The sequence below is a fragment of the Hydrotalea sp. AMD genome (assembly GCF_004100315.1).
Taxonomy (GTDB): domain Bacteria; phylum Bacteroidota; class Bacteroidia; order Chitinophagales; family Chitinophagaceae; genus Hydrotalea; species Hydrotalea flava.
In genome coordinates this window covers 196,404-212,144 of the sequence record NZ_SCKY01000007.1, presented here as the reverse complement: position 1 = coordinate 212,144, position 15,741 = coordinate 196,404, and the positions used below count along the sequence as shown (strand labels likewise).

The 15,741-nt window shown below is 38.8% G+C and carries 12 protein-coding genes; 4 read left to right on the top strand and 8 right to left on the bottom strand.

Features of this window, described 5'->3' with window-relative positions:
- On the bottom strand, positions 1-1,537 hold a 1,537-nt coding region (locus EO766_RS07275; RefSeq protein WP_502697231.1), incomplete at its 3' end, for a beta strand repeat-containing protein.
- Positions 1,538-1,687: 150 nt separating this feature from the next.
- Positions 1,688-2,206 (bottom strand): T9SS type A sorting domain-containing protein, encoded by a 519-nt coding sequence (locus EO766_RS07270; RefSeq protein WP_074419689.1) that lies wholly within the window; start codon positions 2,204-2,206, stop codon positions 1,688-1,690.
- 253 nt (positions 2,207-2,459) lie between these two features.
- On the opposite strand from EO766_RS07270, the gene EO766_RS07265 reads away from it, so the two are divergent.
- The 3 genes from EO766_RS07265 to EO766_RS07255 all read left to right on the top strand — a co-directional run bounded on the left by EO766_RS07265 (position 2,460) and on the right by EO766_RS07255 (position 7,157).
- Positions 2,460-4,517 (top strand): tetratricopeptide repeat protein, encoded by a 2,058-nt coding sequence (locus EO766_RS07265; protein ID WP_179855952.1) that lies wholly within the window; start codon positions 2,460-2,462, stop codon positions 4,515-4,517.
- 65 nt (positions 4,518-4,582) lie between these two features.
- Positions 4,583-5,368, top strand: coding sequence for a tetratricopeptide repeat protein (locus EO766_RS07260; protein ID WP_074419682.1), 786 nt, complete (start codon positions 4,583-4,585; stop codon positions 5,366-5,368).
- Between the two features lie 70 nt (positions 5,369-5,438).
- On the top strand, positions 5,439-7,157 hold the full coding sequence (locus EO766_RS07255) for a hypothetical protein (protein ID WP_074419683.1): 1,719 nt from the start codon (positions 5,439-5,441) through the stop codon (positions 7,155-7,157).
- Positions 7,158-7,259: 102 nt separating this feature from the next.
- Here the strand turns inward: EO766_RS07255 and EO766_RS07250 are convergent, their stop codons facing one another.
- The 6 genes from EO766_RS07250 to EO766_RS07225 form a co-directional block, all read right to left on the bottom strand.
- On the bottom strand, positions 7,260-8,627 hold the full coding sequence (locus tag EO766_RS07250; RefSeq protein WP_074421196.1) for a hypothetical protein: 1,368 nt from the start codon (positions 8,625-8,627) through the stop codon (positions 7,260-7,262).
- An 87-nt stretch (positions 8,628-8,714) separates the two neighbouring features.
- Entirely contained in the window at positions 8,715-9,716 is a 1,002-nt protein-coding gene (locus EO766_RS07245) for an STELLO glycosyltransferase family protein (RefSeq protein ID WP_074419006.1), read from the bottom strand.
- Positions 9,717-9,719: 3 nt separating this feature from the next.
- Positions 9,720-10,457: a glycosyltransferase gene (locus tag EO766_RS07240; protein ID WP_218836721.1), complete on the bottom strand. Its 738-nt coding sequence runs from the start codon at positions 10,455-10,457 to the stop codon at positions 9,720-9,722.
- Between the two features lie 31 nt (positions 10,458-10,488).
- Entirely contained in the window at positions 10,489-10,839 is a 351-nt protein-coding gene (locus EO766_RS07235) for a DUF2304 domain-containing protein (protein ID WP_179853185.1), read from the bottom strand.
- Between the two features lie 2 nt (positions 10,840-10,841).
- Positions 10,842-11,561, bottom strand: coding sequence for a glycosyltransferase family 2 protein (locus tag EO766_RS07230; protein WP_074419004.1), 720 nt, complete (start codon positions 11,559-11,561; stop codon positions 10,842-10,844).
- Positions 11,562-11,665: 104 nt separating this feature from the next.
- Positions 11,666-13,420 carry a glycoside hydrolase family 9 protein gene (locus EO766_RS07225; protein ID WP_074419003.1) on the bottom strand — a complete coding sequence of 585 codons (1,755 nt, stop codon included), beginning with the start codon at positions 13,418-13,420 and terminating at the stop codon, positions 11,666-11,668.
- Positions 13,421-13,620: 200 nt separating this feature from the next.
- On the opposite strand from EO766_RS07225, the gene metG reads away from it, so the two are divergent.
- The gene (gene metG, locus EO766_RS07220; protein ID WP_074419002.1) at positions 13,621-15,708 is read left to right on the top strand and encodes a methionine--tRNA ligase; all 2,088 of its coding nucleotides are present in this window, start codon (positions 13,621-13,623) and stop codon (positions 15,706-15,708) included.
- Positions 15,709-15,741: the final 33 nt, after the last annotated feature.

Genomic DNA, 15,741 nt, shown 5'->3' with positions numbered 1-15,741 from the left:
CGGTTATTCCTGTGTTACCGGTTGCTCCTGTGTTACCGGTTATTCCTGTGTTACCGGTTGCTCCTGTGTTACCGGTTATTCCTGTGTTACCGGTTGCTCCTGTGTTACCGGTTATTCCTGTGTTACCGGTTGCTCCTGTGTTACCGGTTATTCCTGTGTTACCTGTTGCTCCTGTGTTACCGGTTATTCCTGTGTTACCGGTTGCTCCTGTGTTACCGGTTATTCCTGTGTTACCGGTTGCTCCTGTGTTACCGGTTATTCCTGTGTTACCTGTTGCTCCTGTGTTACCTGTTGCTCCGGTATTTCCTGTTGCGCCGGTTTGACCTGTTACTCCTGTGTTACCTGTTATTCCTGTGTTACCTGTTATTCCGGTTTGACCGGTTACTCCTGTGTTACCTGTTATTCCTGTGTTACCTGTTGCTCCGGTATTTCCGGTTGCGCCGGTTTGACCTGTTACTCCGGTATTTCCTGTTGCTCCAGTATTTCCTGTTGCTCCGGTTTGACCGGTGGTGCCTGTTTGACCAGTGGCTCCTGTAGTTCCTGTTGCTCCGGTATTTCCTGTTGCTCCGGTTTGACCGGTTACTCCTGTGTTACCTGTTATTCCTGTGTTACCTGTTATTCCGGTATTTCCTGTGGCACCTGTCTGTCCAGTGGCACCTGTCTGTCCAGTGGTGCCTGTCTGTCCAGTGGTGCCTGTTTGGCCGGTGGTACCTGTTTGGCCGGTGGCTCCGGTTTGACCGGTTACTCCGGTATTTCCTGTGGCTCCGGTTTGACCGGTTACTCCGGTATTTCCTGTGGCTCCGGTATTTCCTGTTACACCTGTTTGGCCGGTGGCTCCGGTTTGGCCAGTGGCGCCTGTGTTACCTGTGGCGCCTGTTTGGCCGGTGGCTCCGGTTTGGCCAGTAGCGCCGGTTTGACCAGTGGGCCCGCTAGATCCTTTTAAAGATGCCCCAGAATTTATCCAGGCACCTGCATTTTTGGTATAAACATTTCCATTGGTTATATCTACATAACTATCCCCATTAAACCCCAATGAAGGAACAGGCATTCCTGAACCGGTTAACACATTCGCACCTGGTGTACCGGTGGTTCCTGTAGCACCGGTGGCCCCGGTTGCACCAGTAGGCCCTTTGGGAGAGTTTAAGGCATACAAGGCATAAGGCACACTCAGCATTTCTGAGGCGCCCATATTCACATAACCTTGTCCTAAATCTATTTCTGTTTGGATGTATTGTTGTAATGGATTGGCCCAATTGATGTCCGCAAATTTGGCACTGGTGGTCGGTGTTCCCCTTCCAATGTCTAAATAAAACAGGCCATATTGATTGGTAGTAACAGTTTGTGTTTCCTGGTATTCCAAGGTACGGTTGGGACTGGTTCCCAACAATATACTGATACGTACATTGATTTGCTGGTTACTAAGCAAAGCACCATTTAAACCCCGGGCAACAGCTTGGTATTTAAAGGATTGGGGTTGTGCATAGGATACAGATACAAAGCCTGCCAATAAGAATAAGGTTAGTAAAGTCCATTTCACACAATCAAGATATTATTGTAGGTTGTATGCGCAATCTACGGTTAAATTCCTATTAACAATTTACTTCACGAAAATAATCATATTAAAAAGTTAAACGTTCAAGTAGGAATAAAATTACATGGTCGAAAAAATTCACCCGAATGGCTTATTTTACAGACGCATTAACTTCAATTCCCCACGGAAATTTTTATCGCTTCTTATTCTGATAAAATAAAAAGCCCTTACTAAATTAGTTACATCCAAGTCAACATAAAAGAAATTATGATTAAAATACTCTACAGTAGTGGTTTGTAACACCCTTCCTAAGGCATCAATAATATCAATTGTATAAATTCCATTAGGTACATCCCTAAAACCTAATTTGACTTTCCCATCAATGGTTGGATTGGGAAATAAAACAAAATAGTTACTAAAATCACGATATATATTCTCTTGTATTTCAGGATCGGGTTGCTGAAAACCGGCTGTTATGGCTTTTCCCTGAAATAGATTGGGAAATAAATCAGCTACCGGCTCGCCTACGGTAAAGGAGATAGAAACGCTGCCCTGATCGGTATATCCACCGGCGGTAGCAACTACCTGACGTTGAATAGATTGCGCAGATACAGTAGTAGAAACAGCCAAAATAACTGCGATTATTGCTACAAAATAGTGTAGATTTATATACATTCATGTAGTTATTTAACTACAAAAATAATAATAATTTTGTAAGTACAAAAAAGTTACAGTAACTACACTAAATTTATTTTAATTGTTAGGTAAGATTGTTAACGCTATGAGCTGATATTTTTGAATATCGTTACAAAAGCTGTTAAAAATTTTGAAAAGAATATTGAAATTTACCATGAATAAAATTGAATCATTATATATATTTACATATTATCCATTCAAATGGCAGCAACCCTGTAAACTATTTATTTATATGAAGGAACACAAGCATGTATACCTGCTTTTATCCATTGTAATGCTCACAACGCTGGTGTATTGGAATCATTTTCAGAATGATTTCCATTTTGATGATTCACACACTATTTTAAACAATGTTTACGTCCGCAGTTTAAAAAACGCCCCCTCTTTTTTTACGGATGGTACTACATTTAGTACACTGCCACAAAATCAGTCGTACCGCCCATTGGTAAGTTTATCGTTAGCCATTGATTATTGGTTAGCCGATGGCTACCATCCCTTTTGGTTTCAGATGGATGATTTTATTGTTTTTCTGCTGCAGGGCATACTAATGTTTTATTTTATCTGGCAGTTATTTGAATTAGTGCAGCCCAATCCACAAAAAAATTACTGGCTGGCGGCTTTTGGTATAGCCTGGTATATGCTTCATCCCGCTAATGCAGAAACCATTAATTATATTATTGCCCGCAGCGATTTACAATCTACCTTATTTGTGGTATTGGCCTTTGTAGTGTACCAGTATTTTCCAAAATACAGAAAAAAATACCTGTACCTGCTGCCGGTTATTCTGGGTTCATTGGCAAAACCAACAACCATAATGTTTGCACCAATTTTTTTTATTTATCTTCTTTATTTCGAATACCGGTTAAGTATAGGGCAATTATTTCAAAAAAAATACAGTAGTGAAATCAGGCAACTTACCAAACAGGTAATTCCGGCATTTTTTGTATGTGGATTCATGTATGGGTTCATTGATTGGATGACGCCCCCCACCTGGGTACCCGGAGGCACTTCTGCCATACAATACCTGCTTACACAACCCTATATTATTGCCCATTATTTCGGAATATTTTTTGTGCCCGTACATTTAAGTGCAGATACCGACTGGGGATTATTATCCGGTATTACTGACCCCCGTTTTTTTGCAGGATTGCTATTTGTATTGGCATTGGTACTCATTGCCATGATTACCTCTATGTACAAAAACTGGCGGCCGGTTAGTTTTGGTATTATCTGGTTTTTTCTGGCATTAATTCCAACATCCAGTATTTTTCCTTTGGCAGAAGTATTGAACTACCATCGTATTTTCTTTCCTTATATTGGTTTAATGATTAGCGTGGTATGGACCCTGGGCAGGGTATTAACCCCAGTAAAAATCTGGTTCCAACAAAAAGCATTACCCTATACAGCAACATTAGCTATTCTTGCAATGCTTTTTTTATCTGTATATGCTTATGGCACCATACAACGCAATGCAGTTTGGCATACAGAAGAAAGCCTTTGGAAAAATGTAACAGAAAACAGTTCCGCAAATGGCCGCGGCCTCATGAATTATGGCTTAACCCAAATGGCAAAAGGCGATTATGCAACGGCAGAGCAATATTTTATAGAAGCCCTGCATTTATTACCCAATTACCATGCTTTGCAAATTAATTTGGGTATTATAAATGACATAAAGGGTGATACAACCGCAGCAGCCGTTTATTTTAAAAGAGCATTGGCTTTAGGCCCTGCCTATCCGGAGAGCTGGTTTTTTTATGGCAGGTTTTTAATAAATCATCAACAATATGCAGCAGCCATTCCCTATTTTGTTAAAACAATTGAATTGTCGCCGGCACATATGGACGCCCGAACACTGCTGATGAAAGCCTACAGTGAAACTGCCCAATGGACATTGCTGAAAGATTTGGCCAATAATACCTTAACTATTTTACCCGATAATGCAACGGCAAAAGAATATTTGGTAATGGCATTAGCGCAAAAAAGTGGCTTGGCCATGCAGGAAGCACAAATAGACCAACAACCAGATGCGGGTAAATATTTAGACCTTAGCTTGGGCTATTACCAAAAAGGAGATTATATAAGCTGTATCAGAGCCGCAGAAAAGGCATTACAGTTAAAACCCAATTATCCGGAAGCGCTCAATAACATTGGCTCGGCTTATATTGGGCTGCACCAATATAATAAGGCCATTGAACCACTTCAAAAAGCAATTGCTTTAAAGCCCAACTTTCAACTGGCAATTAATAATTTGCAATTAGCCAACAAATTTATTCAATCACCAAAAAAATAGCCACCCACTCAATACTTTTATATATTAGATCAAATGCATCACATAACTTATAAAAAACTTAAATTATGACAGAAAATACATCCAATTTACAACCAGAGGAGAAAGAATTGAAACCTGCAGTAAAAAAATTATTAATCATTGCAGGCGTTGTTATTGTATTAAGTATTCCATTGGTTATTCTATTTTCCAGTGCACCCAAAAATAAAAACAATATAGCAGTTGAAAAAAAAGATACTGATATAGCTGCATTAGAACAATTAGCAAACAGCAATCCAACCTCTGCCAATGTTATTGCATTATCTGTGGCTTACATAAACAATAATATGCCCGGAAAAGCTGTAAAACCTTTAACCGATTTAATTAAAAAAGATCCTAAAAATGCTACCGCCTACAACAATTTAGGTGTGGCCAACATTCTATTAAAAAATTATCAAACCGGTATTGAGGCCTGTACAAAAGCCATTCAGATTGATACCAGTTTTCAATTGGCAAAAAACAATTTAAAATGGGGTTTAGATGAAAAGAACAAAGCCCTGAATTCCATTGAGGCCATGCAGGCTATTACGCTTGAAAAAAGAGATGCAGGTTATTTTGTACAATTAGGTTTATTGTATTTACAGGTAGGAAATTATGAAAAAAGTATGGCCACCTGGCAGGTAGGCATAGATAAATTTCCGGAAAATAAAGCTGTTTATTACAACAATATTGGTACCGCAATGGTATTAAAAAAAGATTATGATAAAGCAATTGAAATGTTTAATAAAGCATTAGCTGCCGACCCATCCAATCAATTAGTAAAAAACAACATTAACTGGGCACAACAGGAAAAAAAAGATAATGCACCACAATAGCAGTTCAATAATAAGAGTGTATATCATTTAAAGTACCAATATCCCCGGTATTTTTTTCATTTTTATCACCATGCCATACATCAAAAACAATTTAGTAATCATACTGCTCACTTTTGTATGCATCGCAGCGGGCAGCTATCTGTCATTTGAATACATTAATCAGCCTTTGGCAGGAACAGATGATGCAAATATCTTGTTTGTATATGCCAGAAATTTTACTACTGGTGCCGGTATTGTTTACAATGTGGGGGGCGAACATGTAGAAGGTTTTACCTGTTTGTTATATTTTTTTATTTGCAGTGCATGTTATTTGTTTAGCCCCAATCCCGAAGCATATATTTTTCTTGTTAACCTGTTTTTAGCTTTTGGGAGCATTGTGTTGTTAATGCAATCGATAGCAACAATTGCCATAAAGCTAAGTTTTAAAAAAATCAATACCTTGTTTTTGCAGGCAGGTTTGTTACTCTGGCTTTTCAGTAACCCGCTGTATTTTACATGGAATATTGTATCGCTGATGGATAGTGGCTTATATAGTTTTATAATTATAGCAGCGTTCAGTTATTTGATTCATTTAGCATTAACTGATGCCATTGATGAAAAGAAGATGGCCATTTGGTTAGCCCTGCTCATTGTTGCAATTATTTTAACCAGGCCGGAAGGCATTGTTTGGTGTATTTTGTTTATTGTATTGTATGCATTTATTTATTACCAAAAGAATAAATCTTTTTATCAGTTAACAGCATTATTAACCTGGCCTGTTATGGCATATTTTGGCAGTTTTCTATTATTAACCCTGTTTAGGATACTTTATTTTGGTTACCCACTACCCAATACCTTTTATGCAAAAGTTTCTGCTTCTATTACACAAACCATTGGTGATGGCGCTCAATATTTTTGGAACTTTTTACACTTATATGGCTTTCAATTGATTCCATTTTTAGTAATTGATATGGTATGGATAGGCTATCAATTTATTCGAGGAAGTAAAAATAATAAATTTTTAACATGTATAATTATCTTTATATTTAGTATAACCGGTCTGCTTATTCCCATTTTAGAAGGCGCCGATCATTTTAGAGGATTTAGGATGTACCAACCCATTTATCCATTATTATATTTCATTTATATTAGTCCTGTATTTATTTTATCGCAGTTATCCTCCTTTAAAAAAATAGCTGCATACATGGGGGTATTGGGAGTAGCAATTTTTATTTTTGCAATATATGATTGGAATAAGTTTAAAAATAGCCAGCAATTTTCAAATTCATACAACAATTACCAATTCTCTATTTTTAATGAATTTTATATAGCCGCTAATGAGCGAGAGAATGGCCGGCATTTATCTGTTATTTTTGAAAATCGTTTACCAAGCATTGGTTACGGCTCTGCCGGAGGCATTGCCTATGGATACAAAGGCAATGTGTATGATATGATGGGTTTGAATAATACACTTATGGCACATGCAGATGCCATAAAGGAAGGTCCTAAAGGACATGAATCTTTTAATAAAAATGTATTCTATGATTTATCGCCTGACATATTGATGGCACAAACACCCAAGCCAACAAATGTAAATTTGCAGGCAGTTGACAATTATTATACCGACAGAAAGAGTTGGGATAATTTAATTTTTAAAGATCTATTCAATGATATGATGTTTAGAGACAAATATCAGTTGGCGGCTGTTATCAACCTGCAATATCCTGAATATTGTTGTGTGGGTTATTACAGAAAAGATTATTTGCAACAACTGATGATGCATCCAAATTTTAAAATAATGATTCATTAACCCATCCTATAAAAAGAATGAATAGATAAAAATAAATGAATGAATGGATGACAGTTATATTCAGATCAGAACAATAGGAGTACAGAAAAAATACACACCAACTTATTTATTTTTCTTGAAAAATGATTGTATAATGAGGCTTATCATCACAATAAACATAACAACAACAGGTATTACCCTGTTGAATCGGATTAATAATAGCAAATTATTTGTAATTAATTTGCCATGCAATAAGAAATAGAGATTGGGTAAATCAATAATCACCGCTGAAACAAATAGCAAAGGAATCCATTTTTTATAAAAAACATTTCTTTCATATAAAACAGGAAATAACGCCAAAACGGGTGCAACAGAAGCATATTGATACTCCCACACTGTATTATAACTCAGAAAAAAAGTGAATGTAATGGCCATTAATAACAATAAGGCAGTTTGAAATTTCATTTGTCTGTTTGATATAAATGGGACCAAAAAGGATAACAATATAGTAAGATATATAGGCAATTTATACCAAGCTGCATTCAATGGGTAGCCCAATAAAGTATCTATAAATACGGGAAAAGAAAATACATCTACATGCATCAACCTGTAATCGCTTTGTGCAATCAAATTCAGCCAGTGAATACTGTTGTCCTTCATGTATGCATTCAACACAAAATGATTTTGGTAAATGTTCATGTTGTTTTTTATGAATCCAAAATCAGTTGCCACTTTCAGCAGTTTTTCCAAACCAATTCCTTCCGGATTTAATACGGGAACAACGATAAATAGAAAAGAAACCACAGCATAAATACCTAAGCAAACAAGCGTAGTTTTTTGGGTTTGTTTCAGCAACAATAACAATGGGAGCATTAGTAAAACAATGGGTTTTGTAAAAAAAGAAATCAATAAACCCGCCATCAGATAACGATTCGCCTGTTGAATATTTGTAACAGTTAGTTCTGTAAAAGAAAAAGTATCTATTGCCAAAAAAATAAATGTTAATGCCAATATTAATGGCGCATGCATATTTCCTACATAAAACATCCAGAAAGTAGGAAAACCAAATAACATGAGCAACCAGGCCAATCTTTTTGATAAAAAGGAAGCCGCTCTTTCAGCTACTAACCAAGCAGCAAACAGCATCAGTAAAAAAGAAAAACCAACAAACAACCAGTAACTTGTCCAGGGTGCAAAAAATGCAAACCAACTACACACCAATACCCCAAAAGCAGGATGCCCCAAATACCAGGTTGCATAAGGGCCATAAGGTACTCCACCCCAAGTATCGAACATACTGATTCCTGCTTTTAAATTTAAAAAAGTTTTGGGCAAAGCAAAATAGTCAATACCCTGTACCTGCAGATTCGCAGCATCATAAAAGAATGCATTGAGCCAACCGGTTTTTAATGAAGCCAGCATTATTATACACCATACAATGGTAATAACAGGTAAATAAAGAACCAAAGTATTTTTTAACTTAGTATTCATGTATGGGTTATTTTACAATCTTTGCTTTACAAAATTGATACGTCCTGCTGTATCCTAAAATTGCTTTTAATAAGCATCAAGCTAATTTCACCGCAATGCCTGCAACCAGGCCTCCAATAATGGCATTTCCTGTTCACCAACCAATTGCAGTTGAATCAAAGCATCATAACATTTTTTCAAGTTATCGCCTAAATGAGCTTTGCTGCTTTTTAATTGTAACCCATCTAATGTTTGCTTTATTTGTTCATTGTGCAGGTAACCGGGTATTTCCTCTTCAAAGTCGCGCATTAAGTTATGTACATTACGTTTCTGCCACACCGTTGGTGAATAAAACAGCAGGTGCCAGTTGTTTTCCCAGGCAATGCGCTGGGCAATAAAACTGCGCCATATATCTGTCATTCTAAAACTGCAATAAGAAGGTAAATACAATAACGGGAAAGCTTCTGCATACCAAACCGTATTCTGGCTGTTAAAAGGACACCAGGAATGTTTACCCAATGCAATTTGTTTATTGGCATCAAAGGTAATCCGCACATCACTCACCAACCGGTATACCGCATCTACATCGGGATTATCGTTGACCAAACCCTGTTGAATGGGTGCTGTAATGGTTTGCGGAACAGCTTGCTGGAAGCCGGCAGGTGTATCTAAAATACGATCTAACGGCAGCCCTCGTGGCCATATCTTTTTATCGGTAAAATGTTGATATACATTTACCCAATTACCCGTAGCCTCATAAACGGGCTGTGTGGTTTGCAGCGGAAAAAAATTGAAAAAATGTTCCGTACCAAAATTATCATCATCTGTTTCTATGATAACGGTACTGCCCTGCTGCATGGCCAGTAAATAACCAATATTTTTTCGGGCATAATGTTTTACAGGTAACAATGCAGCAAAGAGTTCATTTACCTGCTTTTGTTGTTCTATAGATAAAAATTGGCAGTCTTCAATAAAAAAATCATTGGGCGATTTGGTATCACCAATTACAATATAGTCTACATTATGTTGTTTACATAATACAGCATAGCTTTTCAGCACTTCATTGGGGGCTGCTATTGAGGTAATGACCAGACTAATTTTTTGTTGCATGATTTATAATTGATTGGGAGAACGTTTTGAAAAACGATTGACAAAATAATGCCACAACACTTCAATTGAATTTTTAATTGCTTTTTTAGAAACACTGGGCGAAGGCGCCTGATAGTGAATAGGAATTTCAGCATATTTTGAATGGCGCAATAAATACCTGATTTCCGTTTGATAAAAGTGCGCTTTTGATAACAAAGGATACTCAATGATTTTTTTAACAATGGAAGCATGAAACCCCTGGTAACCGGAAGTCATATCATACATTTTTGTACCCAACAGCAGGTTCGATAAAAAAGTGCCGGTACGCGATAAAAATACCCGGGATGGCGGTGATTTTACCATAGAACCTCCATTAATAAACCGACTGCCGAAAGCACATTCATTTCCTTCATTCAATACCCGCAAAAACATGGGGATGGCTTTGGGGTCGTGGCTCATGCCTGCATCCATTTCAATGATAATATCGTGACCTTTATGGTACGCTTCTTTATATCCACGGATATAGGCATCTACCACATTTTTATTTTCAGGAGCAAATACCGTAATAAATCTTGCATCTTTTTTCGATAATGCACGGCAAAGTTCTAAAGTGCGGTCTTTTGAAACGGTATCTACCACCAAATAAACGGTACCGGTTTGCAGTCGGTTTAATACGGCTGTCAATTCCTGTATAAACTCATCAAAATCTGTTTCCTCATTGGCCATGGGTATAATGGCTGCCCAGTTATTATCGTAGTACATCAGTTGTTGTTAGTGTAATGAATGAGTGTTGTTAATGGTTGGCATCGGTGTGCTCTAATTTTGTTTTCATCAGGGCAATTTCCTGTGATAACTGTTTAATATCGTTTTGCAATTTGGAAGCCACAATACTTAAATGTAACAGGTAAATTAATATGGCAAAAATAGCACCGGTAAATACCAGATTCGGGGCTTCATATACACCCAGCAAATGTGCCATTATATCTAATCCCTTCCGCCAAAAAGAAAATACCATGATAAATAAAGTACAGATAATCCATACAATGGCATATTCCTCCCTTAATTTCCCTTTTACAATTAAGCGGGCAATATAAGCTAAGAATAAAATATTGGTAACAATAGTGAGGATTTGAATGCGTATCATAATCATGAATTTGAATGACGAATAAAGGTAAAAAACATACTCAGTGTAACTTTTAAGCTATAATAAACAGAGGCGGTTTTTCCAATAGAAGATGCTCCGCCCTGCCGTTCACGCATCAATACCGGCACTTCAACAATGGTACAACCGGCTTTAGAAAACAAGATTAATGATTCAGGTTCAGGATATTCATCGGGATAATAGGCAGCCGCAAGTGCAATAGCTTTTTGGTTGAGGAGCCGAAAGCCCGAAGTACTGTCGAATATTCTATTACCGGTAAACAAACGGTTGAGCCAGTGAAAATAGCGAATGCCCATTCGGCGAATCAATGACGACTGAAACCCACCACCGTTACCCACAAAACGCGAACCAATAACCACATCGGCCTGTTGTTCTTTTTGTGCCGCTAATAAAACCTGTACCTGATTAGGTGGATGCTGACCATCGCCATCTAACTGAATGGCCATATCATAGCCATTGCGGTACGCATATTTAATACCTGTTTGAACGGCACCGCCAATACCCAGATTCATGGGTAAATCAACCAATGTTACCTGAAAACGGCGGGCCACTTGTGCTGTTCCATCTTTCGAACAATCATTGACCACCAGCACATCTACCTGATAATTTTCCGGGAAACAGGTAGCTGCCAACTCGGATAACAGACCTGGCAAAGCTGTTTCTTCATTGTAACAAGGTAAAATCAGCAGTACTTTTTGTTGCATAGCAAATGGTTGGCAGCAGAGCTTTACTGCCTTTTACTTTCAATAATAAGCATTTTATGAAATATAATTTTCATTCAGCAAAAATATTCATACACCGTACTGCTTTACTTTCCCCATACCCCCAGTGTTGCCAGGTAAGATAATCCATTGAATAAATATACTGCCGGTGCATTCCAGTTGATAGCAATTTCGTTGCAGGCATAGGCTTTATCATTATCAGTATAAGCAGTTTCAGGAAAAGTATTGGGATAGATTTGCCCATCTTGTTTACCGGGGTTAGGACCACCCACCAATAATCCGGGAACAGGAGGTTCAATTCCATCGGCAATAGAAGGCCGATGGTGCGGATGCATGGGACTTTTTGAACCGAAGCCGGTAACATAACAATATCCTGTGACATTGCGGCCCAATAAATAATCGGCATTGGATAGCGCCCCGTTGATGTAGCGCCGTTGGCCGGTGAGCATAAAAGCATGCAATAACCAAATACCCTGATTGGCTGCAACAGCATTGCTGCCCCAGATAAAATCGTTGGCCGATTGTCCCATTACCGTATGCATGGCCCCATTGGCATGTTGCAACAAGTCATCTGCCTTTTTTATGAATACAGCATAAAGCGAATCGGTTAACGGCAACAATTTTTGAGGCAATGCTTTGCGGTGTTCCAACAAACTATACATACCCAGCGCTGTTACCTGGCTCCAGGAAGGAATGGTAACGGGAGGCACTTTATATTGCAACAGCCAATTGGCATACACGGCCTCTTTAGTGGTAACTGCCAGTTCGGCTGCTGCCCAAAACCATTCATCTAACAGTTGGGTATCGCCATAAGCGCCCGTTGTAATAGCGGGTTTAAATTTTGTATTCATTTGCTCTTGCCGGTAATCGATATTGGGATGCAGTTCGGCCCATTGCCAGGCATGTACAGCGGCCTGTTTGCAGGAATCTGACAAGCCCGGTAATTCCTGATTCCATTTGGCAAATAATCTGGCTGCCTGAGCCATTACTGCAGCAAAATCTAAGGTAGCAGCAGTAGATTTTTGTACTATATAACGGGGTTGCGTTGCTACATTGGGCATTACCATACCATCAAAAACAGCATTGGTGCATTTGTGGTATACACCGCCATCGGTATCCTGCATGGTGAGCATCCAACGCAGGTTGTACAAAACTTCATCAATAAGATCGGGTAACCAATTGTTACTTTCCGGAATATTGAGTGCAAGGCTATCGAAATATGGTGCAAAATCGGAATAAGCGCTCAGCAAAGTGGCTACCGTTATGCCAGAATTTACGATGTATTTGTTGTAATCGCCTGCATCGTACCAGCCGCCGGGCACTGAAACAGTGCTACCTGCCGGGCGTTGTGGTGTTGCAGCGGATGGATGAATCATTACCAAAGTATCGGGATGCCCTTCGGCCCTTTGCCAGATGCCTGCATATTGTTGCAATAAGGGCATTGAGGCGCGCTGATAATAAAAGCCTTTGATGAGTGCCTTACCAACCATATAAAAAGGCTGTGCGTTAATGTTGATAACAGGTTGGTTTTGTACCCCGGTCACTAATAGCCGATAACTACCCGGTTGCTGAAAGGCACTAAAATCGGCCAATTGCACCGGCATTTGGTTGGCATACTGATCTAACCTGGCAGGTAACAATTGCCCGGTATAAACCGTATCACCTGTTGGCAATGCGGTAAGATAAAAGCGGCTACCTTGTGCCATATTGCATACAGCGGCAATTTTGGGGGCAAGAGTACCATAGCCCAACTGATTAACTTGTATTTGCTGTGCCTTGCCGGATACTGCGCATACCATTCCTGTTACAAACAGGGCAATGGAAATTTTATAAAGTTGCATGGTTGCAATTATAAAAGATGAAAGAATTAAAAGAGCAAGTTAAAACAAAAGCGTGAGCAACATCATATATTAAAAAAAGAACCATTCATTGATAAATGCCGCATACTTGCGGGTAATGCTTATTTTTGCGGGCTCAATTGCCGCATAGCGCATTACAGTACAGGTGTGCGACGCAACGGAAGTTGATTAAAGTGATATAGATGACTACAAAAAACTATCAAAGATTATTGGTAACCGCCGCCCTTCCCTATGCAAATGGCCCGGTGCATATTGGCCATTTGGCGGGTTGTTATTTACCGGCAGATATTTATGTGCGCTACCAGAAAGCACAAAAAAGGGATGTACAATTTGTGTGTGGAAGTGATGAACATGGGGTACCTATTACGATACGTGCTATGAAAGAAGGCACAACACCGCAGGAAGTAGTAGATAAATACCATGCTTTGATCAAAGAAAGCTTTGCACAAATGGGCATTGCATTTGATATTTTTTCCCGTACCTCTAATCCAGTGCATCATGAAACTGCTGCCGCTTTTTTTAAAAAATTGTATAATGAAGGTTTATTTGAAGAAAAAGAAACCGAACAATATTTTGATGAAACCACCCAAACATTTCTGGCTGACCGGTATATTACCGGCACCTGCCCGGTGTGCGGCAGTCTGTCTGCGTATGGCGATCAGTGTGAAAAATGCGGCACTTCATTAAGTCCGGAGCAACTGATCCATCCACGCAGTACTTTAAGCGATGCCATACCTGTTAAAAAGAAAACCAAACACTGGTATTTTCCGTTACAAAACTATGAGCCCTGGTTAAAAGAATGGATTATTGAAGGGCACAAAGAATGGAAGAACAATGTATATGGGCAATGCAAAAGCTGGTTAGACAATGGTTTGCAGCCACGTGCCATGACGAGAGACAGCAACTGGGGCGTAAAAGTACCATTACCCGATGCGGCAGGAAAAGTATTGTATGTTTGGTTTGATGCCCCTATCGGATATATTTCTGCCACCAAAGAACTTACCCCGCAATGGAAAGATTACTGGTGTAAAGAAGATACTAAATTGGTACACTTTATTGGCAAGGATAATATTGTATTTCATTGTATTATATTTCCGGCCATGTTGAAAGCACACGGTAATTTTGTGTTACCGGATAATGTGCCGGCCAATGAATTTTTAAATATTGAAGGCGAAAAAGTATCTACCTCACGCAACTGGGCTGTTTGGGTACATGAATATGTAAAAGACTTTCCTGAACAACAGGATGTGCTGCGGTATGTGTTATGTGCCAATGCCCCCGAAACAAAAGACAATGATTTTACCTGGAAAGATTTTCAAGACAGGAACAACAGCGAACTGGTGGCCATATTTGGAAATTTTGTGAACAGAACTTTTGTGCTGATGCATAAATTATGCAACGGAAAGGTGCCACAGTTACACAATGTACATTTAGATGAAACAGACCACGCTTTAATTGCCGATATTCAAAAGGCAAAAACAAAAGTGGAAGAAAATTTAGAACAATATAAATTCAGAGATGCATTATTTGAAGTGATTGACCTGTCAAGAAAAGGTAATCAGTATTTACAGAAAAAAGAACCCTGGAAGAAAGCAGGAAATGTTGCAGAAGATCCTATTAGTCAGCAACTGATTGACAATTGTTTGCACTTAAGCTTACAACTAACCGCCAATCTGGCTATTTTAATCAACCCCTTTCTGCCGCATACTGCCGGCAAAATGTTGCACATGATGAAAGTAGTAGAGAAAATGTTAGAATGGCAAAATGCCGGTAGTTTAAATTTATTGCGAGTTGGCTATTCATTAAGAGCACCGCAATTGTTGTTCAGAAAAATAGAAGATGAAGAAATTGCCGCACAAGTACAAAAACTACAAACACAAAGTAAACCTTTAAACAACACAGCCGCTATGGAAACTACAGCACCTGAATACAAGCCCCTAAAACCGGAAATTGTATATGATGATTTTGCAAAATTAGACTTTAGAGTAGGGACAATTGTTGCAGCCGAAAAAGTGGTCAAGGCCGATAAATTATTGCAATTAACAATAGATATGGGCTTTGAAACACGCACCATTGTATCGGGCATTGCAGAACATTTTACACCGGAAGCCATTGTTGGTAAACAGGTAACCGTTGTGGCCAATTTAGCACCGAGAAAAATGAGGGGTATTGAAAGTAATGGCATGATATTAATGGCTGAAGACAGTAAAGGCAAATTACATTTTATACATCCCGAAGATGTAACTGAAAATGGAAGTGAAGTAAGATAAAGGCTGATAGAATACATCATAAAAATGCCGCTC

Coding starts and splice junctions, on each gene's coding strand:
- EO766_RS07270 (WP_074419689.1), bottom strand. CDS start 2,206: ATGTATATAAATCTACACTATTTTGTAGCAATAATCGCAGTTATTTTG.
- EO766_RS07265 (WP_179855952.1), top strand. CDS start 2,460: ATGAAGGAACACAAGCATGTATACCTGCTTTTATCCATTGTAATGCTC.
- EO766_RS07260 (WP_074419682.1), top strand. CDS start 4,583: ATGACAGAAAATACATCCAATTTACAACCAGAGGAGAAAGAATTGAAA.
- EO766_RS07255 (WP_074419683.1), top strand. CDS start 5,439: ATGCCATACATCAAAAACAATTTAGTAATCATACTGCTCACTTTTGTA.
- EO766_RS07250 (WP_074421196.1), bottom strand. CDS start 8,627: ATGAATACTAAGTTAAAAAATACTTTGGTTCTTTATTTACCTGTTATT.
- EO766_RS07245 (WP_074419006.1), bottom strand. CDS start 9,716: ATGCAACAAAAAATTAGTCTGGTCATTACCTCAATAGCAGCCCCCAAT.
- EO766_RS07240 (WP_218836721.1), bottom strand. CDS start 10,457: ATGTACTACGATAATAACTGGGCAGCCATTATACCCATGGCCAATGAG.
- EO766_RS07235 (WP_179853185.1), bottom strand. CDS start 10,839: ATGATACGCATTCAAATCCTCACTATTGTTACCAATATTTTATTCTTA.
- EO766_RS07230 (WP_074419004.1), bottom strand. CDS start 11,561: ATGCAACAAAAAGTACTGCTGATTTTACCTTGTTACAATGAAGAAACA.
- EO766_RS07225 (WP_074419003.1), bottom strand. CDS start 13,420: ATGCAACTTTATAAAATTTCCATTGCCCTGTTTGTAACAGGAATGGTA.
- metG (WP_074419002.1), top strand. CDS start 13,621: ATGACTACAAAAAACTATCAAAGATTATTGGTAACCGCCGCCCTTCCC.